The 15576-nt window shown below is 72.0% G+C and carries 16 protein-coding genes and 1 riboswitch; of the genes, 12 read left to right on the forward strand and 4 right to left on the reverse strand.

What is annotated here, in order from left to right; genetic code table 11:
* Positions 1-50: 50 nt before the first annotated feature.
* Positions 51-578, forward strand: coding sequence for a hypothetical protein (locus tag J7E86_RS03300; protein ID WP_215079558.1), 528 nt, complete (start codon positions 51-53; stop codon positions 576-578).
* Complete coding sequence (locus tag J7E86_RS03305) at positions 578-1846, forward strand: sensor histidine kinase KdpD (protein ID WP_215079634.1); 1269 nt, start codon at positions 578-580, stop codon at positions 1844-1846. Before J7E86_RS03300 ends, J7E86_RS03305 begins: the two co-directional genes overlap by 1 nt.
* 29 nt (positions 1847-1875) lie before the next feature.
* Here J7E86_RS03305 and bcp read toward each other — a convergent pair whose 3' ends face one another.
* Positions 1876-2343 carry a thioredoxin-dependent thiol peroxidase gene (bcp, locus tag J7E86_RS03310; RefSeq protein ID WP_215079560.1) on the reverse strand — a complete coding sequence of 156 codons (468 nt, stop codon included), beginning with the start codon at positions 2341-2343 and terminating at the stop codon, positions 1876-1878.
* A 145-nt stretch (positions 2344-2488) separates the two neighbouring features.
* On the opposite strand from bcp, the gene J7E86_RS03315 reads away from it, so the two are divergent.
* From J7E86_RS03315 to J7E86_RS03325, 3 genes are all read left to right on the forward strand, one after another.
* Positions 2489-2809 (forward strand): DUF3618 domain-containing protein, encoded by a 321-nt coding sequence (locus tag J7E86_RS03315; protein WP_215079561.1) that lies wholly within the window; start codon positions 2489-2491, stop codon positions 2807-2809.
* 91 nt (positions 2810-2900) lie between these two features.
* Positions 2901-3248: a co-chaperone GroES gene (locus J7E86_RS03320; protein WP_215079563.1), complete on the forward strand. Its 348-nt coding sequence runs from the start codon at positions 2901-2903 to the stop codon at positions 3246-3248.
* A 37-nt stretch (positions 3249-3285) separates the two neighbouring features.
* Positions 3286-3346, forward strand: a riboswitch (guanidine-III (ykkC-III) riboswitch).
* A 32-nt stretch (positions 3347-3378) separates the two neighbouring features.
* Entirely contained in the window at positions 3379-3699 is a 321-nt protein-coding gene (locus J7E86_RS03325; RefSeq protein WP_215079564.1) for a multidrug efflux SMR transporter, read from the forward strand.
* A gap of 200 nt (positions 3700-3899) precedes the next feature.
* Here J7E86_RS03325 and J7E86_RS03330 read toward each other — a convergent pair whose 3' ends face one another.
* Positions 3900-6206, reverse strand: coding sequence for a transglycosylase domain-containing protein (locus J7E86_RS03330; protein WP_215079566.1), 2307 nt, complete (start codon positions 6204-6206; stop codon positions 3900-3902).
* 306 nt (positions 6207-6512) lie between these two features.
* On the opposite strand from J7E86_RS03330, the gene J7E86_RS03335 reads away from it, so the two are divergent.
* Entirely contained in the window at positions 6513-7313 is an 801-nt protein-coding gene (locus tag J7E86_RS03335; protein WP_215079568.1) for an ABC-2 family transporter protein, read from the forward strand.
* Positions 7314-7395: 82 nt separating this feature from the next.
* On the opposite strand, the gene J7E86_RS03340 is transcribed toward J7E86_RS03335, so the two are convergent.
* Positions 7396-7599, reverse strand: a complete 204-nt coding sequence (locus J7E86_RS03340; RefSeq protein ID WP_215079570.1) for a cold-shock protein — start codon at positions 7597-7599, stop codon at positions 7396-7398.
* 158 nt (positions 7600-7757) lie between these two features.
* Here J7E86_RS03340 and J7E86_RS03345 point away from each other — a divergent pair, with 158 nt between their 5' ends.
* From J7E86_RS03345 to J7E86_RS03355, 3 genes are read left to right on the forward strand one after another with little or no spacing between them, the layout of a single operon-like run.
* Positions 7758-8591 (forward strand): ABC transporter permease, encoded by an 834-nt coding sequence (locus J7E86_RS03345; RefSeq protein WP_215079571.1) that lies wholly within the window; start codon positions 7758-7760, stop codon positions 8589-8591.
* 4 nt (positions 8592-8595) lie between these two features.
* The gene (locus J7E86_RS03350) at positions 8596-9591 is read left to right on the forward strand and encodes an ATP-binding cassette domain-containing protein (RefSeq protein WP_308312448.1); all 996 of its coding nucleotides are present in this window, start codon (positions 8596-8598) and stop codon (positions 9589-9591) included.
* A 35-nt stretch (positions 9592-9626) separates the two neighbouring features.
* A complete protein-coding gene (locus J7E86_RS03355; RefSeq protein ID WP_374223759.1) occupies positions 9627-10310 on the forward strand; it encodes a DUF1707 domain-containing protein in 684 nt (227 codons plus the stop codon).
* Between the two features lie 34 nt (positions 10311-10344).
* On the opposite strand, the gene J7E86_RS03360 is transcribed toward J7E86_RS03355, so the two are convergent.
* On the reverse strand, positions 10345-11670 hold the full coding sequence (locus tag J7E86_RS03360; RefSeq protein ID WP_215079574.1) for an SGNH/GDSL hydrolase family protein: 1326 nt from the start codon (positions 11668-11670) through the stop codon (positions 10345-10347).
* 305 nt (positions 11671-11975) lie between these two features.
* On the opposite strand from J7E86_RS03360, the gene J7E86_RS03365 reads away from it, so the two are divergent.
* The 3 genes from J7E86_RS03365 (at position 11976) to J7E86_RS03375 (ending at position 15538) form a co-directional block, all read left to right on the forward strand.
* The gene (locus J7E86_RS03365) at positions 11976-13256 is read left to right on the forward strand and encodes a DUF445 domain-containing protein (protein WP_251018602.1); all 1281 of its coding nucleotides are present in this window, start codon (positions 11976-11978) and stop codon (positions 13254-13256) included.
* Positions 13257-13465: 209 nt separating this feature from the next.
* Positions 13466-14671 carry a GDSL-type esterase/lipase family protein gene (locus J7E86_RS03370; RefSeq protein ID WP_251018596.1) on the forward strand — a complete coding sequence of 402 codons (1206 nt, stop codon included), beginning with the start codon at positions 13466-13468 and terminating at the stop codon, positions 14669-14671.
* Between the two features lie 102 nt (positions 14672-14773).
* The gene (locus J7E86_RS03375; RefSeq protein WP_308312449.1) at positions 14774-15538 is read left to right on the forward strand and encodes an alpha/beta fold hydrolase; all 765 of its coding nucleotides are present in this window, start codon (positions 14774-14776) and stop codon (positions 15536-15538) included.
* Positions 15539-15576: the final 38 nt, after the last annotated feature.

Raw genomic sequence — 15576 nt, forward strand, 5'->3', positions numbered from 1 at the left:
GATCGCAACTGCCCTCCGCAGCACCATCCCCCGCCGAGGAAGAGACGTCGATGGCCGACCGTGCCGAGCCCCGCCGGGCCAGCATGCGCACTGTGGTGGCGGTCTTCGCGGCGGTGGCCGTGCTGGGCATCGGCTGTGTGTGGTTCGGTCAGGAGGACCGGGCGAACGCGGTGGCGGACGCGCCGAAGACGGCGGCCGCGCAGAAGTCGAAGGCGCCGCGGACCTCGCAGGAGGCCCGCGTGGACGCCTCGCCGGCGCGGGCGATGCCGGGGGTGCGGGAGTGCGGTCTGGGCGAGCCGGTGATCGAGCCGGAGATCATCACCTTGACCTGTGCGGACGCCGGCATGGTGGCGAGCGGGATCAAGTGGGGCCACTACGCGCGGGACGGGGCCGAGGGCACCGGCGTGGTGCAGGTGTCCCGTGGTGCGAGCGGCGCCGGCGTGATGTCCTTCCCCGCGCACTTCCGGCTCTACGGTGCGAAGAACGTCGACGGGATGATGGCCTTCACGGGCCTTGAGGTGGCGTACACGGGGGCCACGCCCCTGGGCGAGTCGCAGGAAACGTACTCGATCGCGTGATGGGCATCCGTGGCCGGATCGCCCTCGCGATCTCCTTCGTCACCGCACTCGCCGTCGTGGTCCTCGGTCTGTCCGTGCACCACATCTCCGCCGTGGAGCGCGACCGTCAGGCGCGCGCGTACCAGGACAGTCTGCTCAGCTCGGCGCTCCAGGTGTACCAGCGCGACAGTCTGCTGGCGCTCGGTGCGCAGCTGGACGATTCGACGCTGCCGCCGATGCTGACGGAGGCGGTGCGCAAGGGCCGTTCCGGTACGTACATCAGTGGGGGCGGTGATCCCCGGGTGTGGGCGGCGACCGAGGTCGGCGGCGGGAAGGTGCTGTCGGTGTCGGCGCCGTACCCGGACCGGGATCCCTTGCAGCGGGCGCTGGACAAGGCGCTGGTGGTGGCCGGTGCGGTGACGGTGGCGCTGATGGCGGTGGTGGCGTGGTTCGTGGCGCAGAGCCTGTCGCGGCGGCTGCGGCGCAGTGCGGCGGCGGCGCGGCGGATCGCGGCGGGTGAGCCGCCGGACGCGGCGGCGCTGGTGGGCGGTGGCCGTGACGAGGTGGCGGAGCTGGGGCGGTCGGTGCATCACATGGCGACGTCGCTGGCGGCGCGGGTGGAGGCGGAGCGGGAGTTCACGGCGGACGTGGCGCACGAGCTGCGGACGCCGGTGGCGGGGCTGGTGGCGTCGGCGGAGTTGTTGCCGCATCCGCGGGCGGTGGAGATGGTGCGGGAGCGGGCGCAGACGATGCGGTCGCTGGTGGAGGACCTGCTGGAGGTCTCGCGGCTGGACTCGGGTGTGGAGCGGGCGCAGCGGGATCCGGTGGAGCTGCCGTCGCTGGTGCGCGGGATCGTGAAGCGGGCGCGGGGGCAGCGCGGGGTCGACGACGTGTCGGTCGAGGTGGTCGGCGAGGGCCGGATCGTGGCGACGGACGCCCGTCGGGTGGAGCGGATCCTGGTGAATCTCCTGGGGAACGCGGCGAAGCACGGGAAGCCGCCGATCGAGGTGACGGTGGAGGGCACGCGGATCACGGTGCGGGACCACGGTGAGGGCTATCCGCCGGAGTTGGTGGATCAGGGTCCGCGGCGGTTCCGTACGGCGGCGCCGGAGCGCGGTACGGGGCATGGTCTGGGGCTGACGATCGCGGTGGGGCAGGCGGTGGTGCTGGGGGCCCGGCTGGAGTTCGGTACGGCGGAGGGCGGGGGTGCCCGCGCCGTCCTCGACCTGCCGGAGGTCGAGGACGGGCCGGAGGAGGGCCCGGTGGGCCGGGGGGCCTCGGCTCCCTGATCGGGTTGTGGTGTTCCGGGAGTGCGGTGTTACAGCCCCAGGTCCTTGATGATCTTCGCGACGTGGCCCGTGGCCTTGACGTTGTAGAGGGCGCGCTCGACCTTGCCCTCCTCGTCGACGATGACGGTGGAGCGGATCACGCCGGTGACGGTCTTGCCGTAGAGCTTCTTCTCGCCGAAGGCGCCGTACGCCTCCAGGACCTGCTTCTCGGGGTCGCCGACGAGGGTGACCCTGAGGTCCTCCTTGTCGCGGAACTTCGCGAGCTTCTCGGGCTTGTCGGGCGAGACGCCGATGACGTCGTAGCCGTGGCCGGCGAGGAAGTCGAGGTTGTCGGTGAAGTCGCACGCCTGCTTGGTGCAGCCGGGGGTGAGGGCGGCCGGGTAGAAGTAGACGATGACCTTGCGGCCCTTGTGGTCGGCGAGCGACACCTGCTTGCCCTCGGCGTCGGGCAGGGTGAAGGCGGGGGCGGTGTCGCCGGGCTGCAGTCGCTCGCTCATGGCACTCCTCGAAGGTCGTGGGCTACGGCTCCGAGACTAGCCACCGTGCCGATCGGGGGTGCCGCGGGGCACGGGGTGCGGTGAGCTGACAGACTGTCGTCATCACACTCATCATCACTCTTTTCGAGACGACGGAGGCAGCGCGGTGTCGGATGCCAGGACCCCTGCGCAGATCGAGGCGGACATCTCCCGCAGGCGGCAGGAGCTCGCCGTGACGCTCGACGAGATCGGTGTGCGGATGCACCCGAGCACGATCGTGGGCGATGCGAAGGCGAAGGTGGCCGCGAAGGTGGATCACACCGCGGGGCGCGCGTACGTGGCGGCGAACCGGCTGGTGTCCGATGTGCGGGCGCGTTTCGTGACGGAGGACGGTTCGCCGCGGCTGGACCGGATCGTGCCGGTGGCCATGGTGGCGGTGGGTGTGATCGGGCTGCTGACGGTCTCCTCGCGCCGGCGCAAGGCGTAGTGGGCGTCCAGTCGGGCGCCTGGCAAGGCGTAGCTCACCTCGACGGATCCGTGGCCCCGGGCCTCGGGGCCGTGCGCGGGCAGGTACGGTCATGGGCGTGAGCACGCATACCACCCACGACAAGCTGCCCATCCGGATGCTGCACGACCGGGTGCTGGTCCGGACCGATATTCCCGAGGGCGAGCGCCGGTCCTCGGGCGGCATCGTCATTCCGGCGACGGCGGCGGTGGGCCGCCGGCTGGCCTGGGCCGAGGTCGTGGCGGTCGGGCAGAGCGTGCGGACGGTGGAGCCGGGGGACCGGGTGCTGTACGACCCGGAGGACCGCGCCGAGGTGGAGGTGCGCGGTGTCGCGTACGTCCTGATGCGTGAGCGCGATCTGCACGCGGTGGCGGCGGAGCGGCTGGAGGGCTCGGAGGACTCGACAGGGCTCTATCTGTAGTCCTGCCCGGAGCGATACGCCCGGCGCGTGCCCCTTTTGTTAGGCTTGCCGGAACCCGACGAGACGCGCCGTACCGGGTCAGGACAAGACGACGCACCCCTGTAGGAACGTTTTCCACGGAGGTGCCGTCATGGCATGGATCCTGCTCGCTGTCGCCGGTCTGCTGGAAGTCGGCTGGTCGGTCGGTATGAAGTTCACCGACGGGTTCACCCGGCTCTGGCCGAGCGTGTTCACCGTCGCGGGTATCGCCGCCAGCATGCTGCTGCTGTCCCAGGCGGCGAAGAGCCTGCCCATCGGTACGGCCTACGGCGTGTGGGTCGGCATCGGCGCGGCCGGCGCGGCGGCGCTCGGCATGCTGGTGCTGGGCGAGCCGGCGACCGCCGCGCGGATCTTCTTCATCGTGCTGTTGCTGGTCGCGGTGGTGGGCCTGAAGGCGACGTCTGGCCACTAGGCCTTTGCCCGCGGGCTGTCTTTGCCGCCTTCGGCGCCGGGCGCCCTGCGGGCGCGTCCTCAATCTCCCCCAGCTACCGCTGGGGGTGCCCCCAACGGGCTTGAGATGGCTGAGCTCAGCCACAATCAAGCCCGTCCGGCGATTGAGGACCCACCGCGCAGCGGTGATGCGCACGCCACGGCCCGCAGGGCCGTTCCGCGTCAGTAGTCGTCCAGCAGCGATCCGCCGCCGTCCATCTCGCGTCCGCCTCCGCGCCCGCCCCCGTCCTTCGGCTCCTGCGGGAAGAACGTGAAGATCGGCCCCGTCGGGAAGTCGGTCGGCGGTCCCGGCCGGGTCGGCGGGCCCGTCGGCGGGAACGGCGGCGCCGAGCTCGGCGGTGTGGGGACCGGCGGCGTGGTCGGCGCGGGCGGTGCGCTGCTCGTCGGGGGAGCCGACGGCGAGGGCGGCTCCAGCGGCGGGACCTCGCCGCCGGACGTGCTCAGGTCGAAGTCCTTGGTGGACGTGCCCTCCAGGGCGTCGGAGGTGTACGCCGCCCAGATCTCCGCCGGGAAGCCGCCGCCGTTGACGCGGGGCAGGCCGGCCGCTCCGTACAGCGACTTCTGGTCGCCGGTCTCGGAGTCCTGGCCCATGACGGCGACGACGGTCGCGAGGTCGGGGGTGTAGCCGGCGAACCAGGCGGCCTTGTCCTCCTCCGCGGTGCCGGTCTTGCCCGCCGCCGGCCGCCCGGCGGCCTGGGCGGCGGAGCCGGTGCCGTTGTCGACGACGCTCTGGAGGATGGCGGTGGTGGTGTCGGCCGCCTCGCGCGGGACGGCCTGTGCGGGGTCCTTGCCGGGCAGCTGGATGTTCTCGCCGCCCTTGGTGACCTTGTCGACCAGGGTGTACGTGCCGTGCCGGCCGTGGTTGGCGAGCGTCGCGTAGGCCTGGGTCATGTCCAGGACGCTGGCGGTGGCGACGCCCAGCGCGATGGAGGGCGTGGCGGTCAGGTCGGGTGTCCGCTCCGGGATGCCGAGGGCGACGGCGGTGGCCTTGACCTTGGCGGGGCCGACGTCCTGTGCCATCTGGGCGTAGACGGCGTTGACCGACAGGTCGGTGGCCTTGGTGACGGTGATCCGCGGGTTGGAGTAGTCGTCCTCGTTGGCGGGGGCGTAGCCGACCGGGCCGCCGGGGCCGCGCACCTGGCGCCGGTTGGTGCCGTCGTAGACGGTGGTGGGGGTGATGGGGCGGCCGTTCTGCGTGGTGGCGTCGTTCTGCACGGCCGAGGTGAAGACGAACGGTTTGAAGGTGGAGCCGACCTGGTAGTCGCGGCGGGTGGCGTTGTTGACGTACTGCTTGGTGTAGTCGATGCCGCCGTAGAGGGCGACGACCCGGCCCGTCTTGGGGTCGATGGAGGCGCCGCCGGCCCGTACGTACTGGTCGACCTTGCGTTCGTCGCTGAGCTCGTCCATCAGCTGCTTCTGCACGGCGCCGGTGAAGGCGTCCTGTTTCTTGCGCTCGATGGTGGTGGTGATGCGGTAGCCGCCCCGGGCGAACGTCTGTTCATCGATGATCTTGTTGTCGGTGAGGTAGTCCTTGACGGCCTCGACGAGATAGCCGCGCTGGCCGTTCATGCCCTGGCGGGCCCGGGACTTGCCGGGGGCGGGGAACTTCAGGGCGTCGCGCTGCGCCTTGGTGAGCCATTTCTTCTTCACCATGCCGTCGAGGACGTAGTTCCAGCGGCCGGTGGCGCGCGGCTTGTTCTCGGGGTGGGCGCCGACGTCGTAGGCGCTGGGGGCGTTGAGGAGGGTGGCGAGGTAGGCGCCTTCGGCGACGGTGAGCTTGTCGGAGTCCTTGGCGTAGTACGCCTGGGCGGCGGCCTGGATGCCGTAGGCGTTGCGGCCGAAGTAGCTGGTGTTCAAATAGCCTTCGAGGATCTCGTCCTTGCTCTGTTCGCGGTCGAGCTTGATGGCGATGAAGAATTCCTTCACCTTGCGGGTGACGGTCTGTTCCTGGCCGAGGTAGTAGTTCTTGACGTACTGCTGGGTGATGGTGGAGCCGGACTGCTTGCCCTTGCCGGTGGCGGTGTTCCAGGCGGCGCGCACCATCGCCTCGGGGTTGACGGCCGACTCGGAGTAGAAGTCGCGGTCCTCGGCGGCGAGCACGGCGTGCTGGACGTCCTTGGGGACCCTGCTCAGGGGGACGCTCTCGCGGTTGACCTCGCCGCTTCGGGTGAGCTGGCTGCCGTCGGCGTAGAGGAAGACATTGCTCTCCGCGACGGCCGCCTTGTTGGCCGGGGGGATCTGGACGAGCATGTAACCGGCGATCAGGGCGCCGGCGACGAGCAGGACGACCAGCAGGAAGCCGCCGAGGACCATGCGCCAGGTGGGCACGAGGCGGCGCCAGCCGGTGCGCCTCGGACGTCTGGCCCTGCCGGGCTTGCGGGGCCCGTCACTGTCCTTCGGCGACCAGCCCGCCGGCCCGGTGGGATCGTCACCACCGGCCGGCCGCTTCCGTGACTGCTCGTCGCTCATGTCTGTAGGGACTCCTCGGCCGCCGCCGGGGTTGTGCGGCCACGGCGAGGGCGGTGTTGTGTCGGGCGGTTCGCTGTGCGCCGTACGCCCCGTAAAACACTCTCGCATCATGCGTTCCGTGCCGGGGTCGTACCGCACGGAAGACGGCCGTGTAAGAGCCGTCCGGGCCAGGCCGATCACTCCGGGGGGTGAAAAATCGTGTGGCCGTCGGCCGAGCCGGACGGGTAGGCTCCCGGCGCTTCGGCGCTTCGGCCCTGCGGACCGGCAGCGGACTGCCGAGGTTCAACGACGAGAGGTGTCAGGGGGATGCGGCTCTACGCGGCGGTGGCGGTGAGCGGCTTCCGGCGGTACGCCACCTACCGCGCCGCCACGGCGGCCGGTGTCTTCACCAATACCGTCTTCGGGTTCATCATCGCCGCCACCTTCATCGCCCTGTGGGACGAGCGCCCGCACCTGGGCGGCTACGACCAGTCGCAGGCCCTGACCTTCGTCTGGATCAGCCAGGCGCTGCTCGCCGTCGCCGCCCTGATGGGCGGTGGTTTCGAGGAGGAGCTCCAGGAACGCATCCGCACCGGGGACATCGCCGTCGACCTCTACCGCCCGGCCGACCTCCAGCTGTGGTGGCTCGCCGGTGAGCTGGGCCGGGCCGCCTTCCAGCTGCTGGGCCGCGGCGCCGTCCCGCTCGCCGCCGGTGCCCTCGTCTTCGACCTGTCCCTGCCCGCCGATCCGCTGCGCTGGCTGGTCTTCCTCCTGTCGGTCGTGCTCGGCGTCACGGTGGGCTTCGCGCTGCGCTTCCTGGTGGCCCTGAGCTCGTTCTGGCTGCTCGACGGTGCCGGGATCAATGTGATCAGCGGAGTGTCGAGCGTGTTCTTCTCCGGGATGCTGCTGCCGCTGACCGTCTTCCCGGGCGCGTGCGGGGAGGTCGTCCGCACGCTGCCGTGGGCGGCCATGCTCCAGGTGCCCGTCGACGTCCTCATCGGCCGGCAGGACGTGCCCGGTCTCGCCGCGGCGCTGGCCTTCCAGGCCGGCTGGGCGGCGCTGCTGCTGGGCGCCGGGCGGGCCCTTCAGTCGCTCGCGACGAGGAAGGTGGTGATCCAGGGTGGCTAGTGCCGTGACCGGAAACGTTCACCGGATCGACGACGGCTGTGGACGGCGTCCGGTCCTGCTTCCGCTGTGTGTGATGCCTGGTTCAGATAACCGTGACCCCGACCGCCTGCGGCCCCTTCGTGCCCTGGCCGATTTCGAATTCGACACGCTGGTTCGCTTCCAGTTGCCGGAACCCCCTCGCCTGGACCTCGCTGTAGTGGACGAATACATCAGCGCCCCCGCCGTCGGGCGTGATGAATCCGAAGCCCTTCTCCGAGTCGTACGACTTCACAGTGCCCTGAGCCATGGTCGTGTCTCCCAGTCGATGTGCGAGTGCCTTGATGGAGCCGGTTGGAGACGTACCCGCTATGGAAACGTAAGAGCCGGAAGTCACCCAAACGATGGCAGGAGGACACCACCGTGCAGCGGTGGTGCGCACGCCACGGCCCGCAGCCGGCCGCTCGCATGATCCGCCGGACATCGCCCAGGCCGCCCGCCGTGGAAGGGCTGCGGGCGTACGGGCTCGTGGTGGCGATGTGGGTGCGGTCCACGATGGCCTACCGCGTGTCGTTCGTGCTGACGACGCTGGGCAATCTGGCCGTCACCGGCCTCGACTTCGTCGCCATCCTGCTGATGTTCGCGCACGTCGACGCCCTCGGTGGCTTCTCCCTGCCGGAGATCGCGCTGCTGTACGGGACGTCGAGCGCCTCCCTGGGCCTGGCCGACCTGGCCTTCGGCAGGACGGACCGGATCGGGCGGCGGGTGCGCGACGGTTCGTTCGACATCCTGTTGCTGCGCCCGGTGCCGGTGCTCGCGCAGGTCGCGGCCGACCGGTTCGCGCTGCGCCGGGCCGGGCGGATCGTGCAGGGCGCGGCGGTGCTGGGCTGGGGGATGGCCCGGGTGGACGTGGCCTGGACGCTGCCGAAGGCGCTCTTCGTCGCCGTGACGGTGGTCGGCGGGGCGGCGATCTTCGCGGCGGTCTACGTGGCGGGCGCGGCCTTCCAGTTCTGGGCGTCCGACGCCGCGGAGGTGCAGAGCTCGTTCACCTACGGCGGTTCGACGATGCTCCAGTACCCGCCGACGATCTTCGCGGCGGAGCTGGTGCGCGGGGTGACGTTCGTGGTGCCGCTGGCCTTCGTCAACTGGCTGCCGGTGCTGCGGCTGCTGGGGCGTGAGGATCCGCTGGGGCTGCCGGGGTGGGTGGACTTCTGCGGGCCGCTGGTCGCCGTGGTGATGCTGACGGCGGCGGGGCTGGCGTGGCGGGCGGGGCTGAGGAGCTATCGGAGTACGGGGAGCTGAGGCTGTGGACGGTTTCATCGAACTCGACGGGGTCGAGAAGGTCTTCGACGTGCGGCGCAGGGCGGGTCTCCTGCGGCGCGAGCGGCACCGGGTGCGGGCCGTGGACGGCATCAGCTTCTCCGTCGCGGCCGGCGAGATGGTCGGCTACATCGGCCCGAACGGCGCGGGGAAGTCCACCACCATCAAGATGCTGACGGGCATCCTGGTGCCCAGCGGCGGCCGGTTGCGCGTCGCGGGCATCGACCCCTCGCGCGAGCGGACAAGGCTCGCGCACCGCATCGGCGTGGTCTTCGGTCAGCGCACCACCCTGTGGTGGGACCTGCCGCTGCGCGACTCCTACGGGCTGGTGCGCCGCATGTACCGGGTTCCCGAGGCCCGTTACCGCGCCAATCTGGAGCGCTGCGTCGAACTCCTCGACCTCGGCGACCTGCTGGACGTGCCCGTGCGGCAGCTGTCCCTGGGGCAGCGGATGCGCGGCGACATCGCCGCCGCCCTGCTGCACGACCCGGAGGTGCTCTACCTCGACGAGCCGACCATCGGCCTGGACGTGGTCAGCAAGGCGAAGGTGCGGCAGTTCCTGCGGGAGGTGAACACCGAGCGGGGCACGACGGTGCTGCTCACCACGCACGACCTCACCGACATCGAGCAGCTGTGCCGGCGCGTGATGGTCATCGACCACGGGCGCCTGGTGCACGACGGCGGGCTGGAGGAGCTGCACGCGGCGGCCGGCGGCGAGCGCACGCTCGTGGTCGACCTGGCGCGGGAGTCGCCGCCGATCGCGGACGTGCCCGGGGCCCGGGTGGTGAAGGTGGAGGGGCCGCGGCAGTGGCTGGCGTTCGCCGCCGGGAGCAGCGCGGCGCCGGTCGTGGCGGCCGTCGCCGAGCGGTATCCGCTGGTGGACCTGTCGGTGCGCGAGCCGGACATCGAGGACGTCATCGCCACGTTGTTGTATCCGCAGCGGGACCCGGACCAAAAGCCCGCAGGCCGGACAGCGCTTTAGAAGCCCTTGGGCCGCCTCTCGCTAGGCTGTTCGGCATGATGAGCGAACTTCCTGAGATGCGGGCCTCCGACGCCGAACGTGAGCGGATCGCCGAGGCCCTGCGCGACGCCGTCGCCGAGGGGCGGCTGGACATGGAGGAGTTCGAGCAGCGCCTGGAGGCGGCCTACAAGGCCCGTACGCACGCCGAGCTGGAGCCGCTCGTACGGGACCTCCCGGCGGCCGGCACGGTGGCCCCGGTGCCCGCGCCCGCCGGCTCGCCGGCCGCGAAGGGCTGGCCGGGCCGGATCGGCGGCCGGCCGAGTTCGGCGGGTGCCGTCGGCATCTGGGGCGGCTTCCACCGCAAGGGCGCGTGGACCGTCCCGCGGAAGTTCACCGCCTTCGCCATGTGGGGCGGCGGCGAGATCGACCTGCGGGAGGCGCGCTTCGAGGACCACGAGGTCGTCATCCGCTGCTTCGCGCTGATGGGCGGCATGGGCGTCGTGGTGCCGCCGGACCTGGACGTCGAGGTCAGCGGCATCGGCATCATGGGCGGCTTCGGCGACAAGGCCACGGGCCCGGGCACCCCGGGCTCGCCGCGCGTGCGGATCACCGGCCTGGCGATCTGGGGCGGTGTCTCCGTCGAGCGCAAGGCCACGAAGGACGAGCGGAAGCGGCAGCGGGAGGAGCGGCGCGAGGAGCGCCGCCTGGAGCGCGACGAGCGGCGCAAGTCGCTGGAGTGAGGGGCGGGGGCGCCCGGGTGGGCGCCCCGTCCGGTCACAGGGCGGTGGCCGCCTGGCCCTTGAGGGTCTCCAGGTCGATGGCGCGGGCCATCGCCGCGTACCCGGCGTCGCTCGGGTGGAGGTGGTCACCGGAGTCGTACGCGGGCAGGAGCCGCTCGGCGTCCCGCGGGTCGCGCAGCACCCGGTCGAAGTCCACGACGTCGTCGAAGACGCCGCCTGCCCGGATCAGCTCGTTGACGCCCTGCCGGGTGATCTCCTGGTTCGCCACGGTGCCCTTGTGGCCGGCGAAGGGCGCCAGCGTCGCGCCGACGACCCGCAGGCCGCGGCCGTGGGCCCGCTCCACCATCTGCCGCAGGCCGGACACGATGCGGTGCGGGTCCTGCTGCTGCGGGGCGCGCAGGATGTCGTTGACGCCCAGGTCCATGATCACGACGCGGACGCCCGTACGGCCGAGCACGTCGCGCTCGAAGCGTTCCAGGCCGCTGGGGTTGTTCACCGGGGGCGGCCCGGAGTTGCCGAGGAGGACGCGGTTGCCGCTGATGCCCTCGTTGAGGACGCCGTAGCGGGGCGCGCCGGGCTCGGTGCGCAGCCGGGCGGCCAGGAAGTCCGGCCAGCGGCGGTTGGTGCCGGTGGTGGAGGAGTAACCCGCTGTGATCGAGTCGCCGAAGGCGACGACCGTGCCGTGCGCCTCCTGGGCCCAGACGTCCACGGCCGTGAGGTAGCGCCAGCGGGTGTCCTTCGCGGTGTAGCCGGCGCCCTGGACGTCCTCCGTGCGGTCGCCGTGCGCGAGGTAGGACATCTGGCGGGACAGCGGCTGGTACGTGACCGGGCCGGAGGGGGTCGGCGAGTACGTGGTGACCAGCAGGTCGGCCGCCGGCGGCACGGTGAGCCGGACCGGGTCGCTGAGCAGGGACTGCCCGGCCGGGATCGTCACCGTGGGCTGCCCGGTGAAGGCCAGCCGGCGCATGCTGCCGGGGTCGGCGGCGGGGGTGCCGGGGGCCGCGGCGAGGGCGACGGAGGCGTGCGTGACGGACAGCGGCTGGGAACCGTAGAGGTTGGAGAGCTGGATCCGGACGCTGGTGCCGCCGATGCTGGTGTGCACGACGTTGCGGATCGACTGCCCTGCGTAACCCAGCCGGGTGTTCGGTTCCGCGCCCGCCGGGGACGTGCCCCAGGCGCCGACCCAGCCGCCGGAGGCGGCCGGCTCGGCCGTGCCGTGGTCCTCGTGCGACCCCGTCGCGGCCTGTCCGCCACGGCCCCCGACGCCGACGAATATCGCGGCAGAGACGAGGATCACCGCGGCTGCCAGTGCGGCGAGCGCGACATACGCCGCGCTGCGGGGCAGGGCTGGCCTGTTCATGGGCGGGCTTCTCCTGGGAGTGGCGGAGCGTATCGGCTCCGGTGCGGACCGGGGACAAACAGCGACTGATCAGCAACAGCGCCCTCGCGGTCCGATCGCCGTTCCATGATCCCACGACGCCCCGAGGGCGCGCCTGTCGGCTGTTGGATCACGCAACGTGTCACATGCGACTTGTCAGACGCCGGGAACTCCCGGTCCGTTCCACGAGTACGTCGAGTAGGGACAATGCACGTGACAGACGGCTGGAACGGGTGGTGCGGATGGAACGATCCCCTGACGAAGAGTCGGCAGCCGCTGATGGGGTGATGCCCACGGTGGCGGGCGGTCTCACCTATAGCGCCGCGGATGAGGAGAAACGCCGCGGAGTGCGCCGTATGAAGACCCTGGCGACGGGGCTGCTGATCGCCGTCGCCGCCGTCTACGCGCTCGCGAAGTGGGGGCAGTCCTCGGGCGCCGGCGGCTGGGCCGGCTATGTGGCGGCCGCCGCCGAGGCCGGCATGGTCGGCGCGCTCGCCGACTGGTTCGCCGTCACCGCCCTCTTCCGGCGCCCGATGGGCCTGCCCATCCCGCACACCGCGATCATCCCCACCAAGAAGGACCAGCTGGGCCAGAGCCTGGGCGAGTTCGTCGGCGAGAACTTCCTCTCCGGTGGCGTCGTACGCGTCCGGCTGCGCGCCGTCGGCATCTCCTCCCGCCTCGGCGGCTGGCTGGCCGAACCCGCGCACGCCGACCGGGTGACCGCCGAGCTGGCCACGGCGCTGCGCGGCGCCCTGCGGGTGCTGCGGGACTCCGACGTGCAGGCCGTCGTCGGCGAGGCCGTCACCCGGCGGGCCGACGCCCAGGAGGTCGCGCCCGGCATCGGCGCCATGCTGGAACGGATCGTCGCCGACGGCGGCCATCACCGGGTCGTGGACCTGGTGTGCGTACGGGCCCACGACTGGCTCGTGGAGCACGGCGACTCGGTGATGGGCGCCGTCACCGGCGGCGCTCCCGGCTGGACGCCCCGCTTCGTCGACCGCAAGGTCGGCGAACGCGTCTACAAGGAGCTGCTGCGCTTCGCCGCCGAGATGCGCGACATGCCCGACCACCCGGCCCGCGGTGCCGTCGACCGCTTCCTGGCCGACTTCGCCGGCGACCTCCAGTCCGACACGGACACCCGGGCCCGGGTCGAGCGGCTGAAGTCCGAGGTGCTCGGCCGCAGCGAGGTCCAGGACCTCATCGCGTCCGCGTGGTCCTCGGTACGGGCGATGATCGTCGCGGCGGCGGAGGACGAGCGCAGCGAACTGCGCCTGCGGGCGCGCGCCGCGATCCTCTCCCTCGGCTCCCGCATCGCCACGGACGCCCGGCTGCGCGCCAAGGTCGACGGCTGGCTGGAGGACGCGGCCGTCTACGTCGTGACGACCTACCGCGACGAGATCACCGCCCTGATCACGGACACCGTGGCGGGCTGGGACGCGGAGCACACCTCCCGCAAGATCGAGGCGCACATCGGTCGCGACCTGCAGTTCATCAGGATCAACGGCACGGTGGTGGGCGCGCTGGCGGGGCTGTGCATCTACACGGCGTCGCGGCTGCTGGGGGCGTGAGGCGCGGCCGGGAGGCGCTGCGGGCGCGTCCTCAAGCTCGCCCGGCTACCGCCGGGGGTGCCCCCAACGGGCTTGATCGCGGCTGAGCTCAGCCACAATCAAGCCCGTCCGGCGATTGAGGACACCGCCGCGCAGCGGTGGTGCGCACGACACGGCCCCCAGGGGAAATGCATGTGCGGACCAGGCGTCCGGTTGACAGGCTGGGGACCATGAACTCCCGGCTCAACGACGTCCCCGACCCCGGTTCCCCTACGGAAGGCGGCATGACCGACTGGATCACCACGCCCGTCGACGCCCGCCTGCTGCGCGGCGCCCTCGATGTGGAACGCACCGCGCACGGCCTGCTGCCGCACCGGCTGCCCGCCCGGGCCCGGAAGCAGTTCCCCGACGCGTACCTGGCCATGATCGAATCCCAGCCCTCCGGCGTGCGGCTGGCCTTCCGCACCCGGGCCACCGCCGTCGAGCTGGACGTCCTCCCCACGAAGACGGTCTACCAGGGCGCACCGCCCCCGCCGGACGGCCTCTACGACCTGCTCGTCGACGGCCGCCCGGCCGGCCGTACGGGCGTGACCGGCGGCAACGTCCGCACCGTCGACATGGCCACCGGGTCCGCGGACTTCCGCCCCGGCCCGCCCGGCACCGCCCGGTTCACCGGGCTGCCCGCCGGCGAGAAGGACGTCGAGATCTGGCTGCCGCACCGGGAGGTCGTCGAGCTGATCGCCCTGCGCACCGACGCCCCGGTCGAGCCCGCGCCGGACCGCGGCCGCAGGGTGTGGCTGCACCACGGCAGTTCGATCAGCCACGGTTCCTCCGCCGAGAGCCCGACCGGGACCTGGCCGGCGCTGGCCGCGGCCCTGGGCGGCGTGGAGCTGATCAACATGGGATTCGGCGGCAACGCCCTGCTCGACCCGTTCACCGCGCGCGCCATGCGGGACACCGCCGCCGACCTGATCAGCGTCAAGATCGGCATCAACCTGGTCAACACCGACCTGATCCGCCTGCGAGCCTTCGCCCCGGCCGTCCACGGCTTCCTCGACACCATCCGCGAGGGGCACCCCACCACGCCGCTGCTGGTCGTCTCGCCGGTCCTGTGTCCCCTCCAGGAGGACACCCCGGGCCCCATCGCCCCGGAATTCGACGGCGGGAAGATGAGCTTCCGGGCCCTGGGCGACCCGTCGGACCCCTCCCGGCTGACCCTCACCACCATCCGGAACGAGCTCGCCCGCATCACCGCTCAACGGGCCGCCGACGACCCGAACCTGCACTACCTCGACGGCCGCGCCCTCTACGGCGAGGAGGACTTCGCCGAACTGCCGCTGCCCGACGACCTCCACCCGGACTCCGCCGGTCACCGCCGCATCGGCGAGCGCTTCGCCGAGCGGGCCTTCGGGGACGGGGGCGCGTTCGCAGGCTGATCGGCACAGGGCGCTGGGCAGCGGGCACCGGGGGAGCGAACCTTCGCACCCCCTGGCGGCCCGGTCCCGCCCGCCTCCAGACTGACGCCCATGGAACTCACCGTGCCAGTCAAAGACGGCGAACTATGGGCGGAAGACACCGGCGGCGACGGCCTCCCCCTCGTCCTCCTGCATCCCGGCATCACGGACTCCCGCATCTGGGACCCCGTCATGTCGCGCCTCACGGCGCGACACCGCGTCATCCGCTACGACTCCCGCGGCTTCGGCCGGTCCCCGGTCGCCACGGCACCCTTCTCCCTCGTCGAGGACCTCACCGCCGTACTGGACCACTTGGAGCTGAGCCGGGCGGCCCTGGTCGGCTCCAGCATGGGCGGCGCCACCGCGCTGAACCTCGCCGTGGAAGCCCCCGGCAGGGTCGCCGCGCTCGGCCTCCTCTGTCCGGGCGTCACCGGTTACGAGGAGCTCGCCTCGCCCGAGGTGATGGCCGAGATCGCACGGCTGGCCCAGGCGGGCGACAAGGACGGCCTCCTGGCCCTCGTCCTGCGCACCTGGGCGGCGGCCGGTGTCGACGGCGACGCCGAGGCGGTGGAGCTGGTGCGCCCCGCGCTCCCGGCGTGGTTCTCCAACTACCCGTACCAGGTGCCGGACGCGCCCGTCTTCGACCGCCTCGGCGAGGTGACCGCTCCCAGCGTGCTGGCGCTGGGGGAGCTGGACCAGCCCGAGGTGATCCGCTGCAACGAGGACATGGCCGCGCGCCTCCCCGGCTGCCGCCTGGTGCGGCTGCCGGACTGCGACCATCTGCCGACGCTGCGCGATCCGGAGCGGTGCGCGGAACTGGTGCAGGAGGTCTGTGAAGCGGCCGGCTGACACCTGACGGGCTTGATCGCGGCTGAGCTCAGCCACAA

The sequence above is a fragment of the Streptomyces sp. ISL-11 genome, assembly GCF_018614525.1.
In the GTDB taxonomy this organism is placed as follows: Bacteria; Actinomycetota; Actinomycetes; order Streptomycetales; family Streptomycetaceae; genus Streptomyces.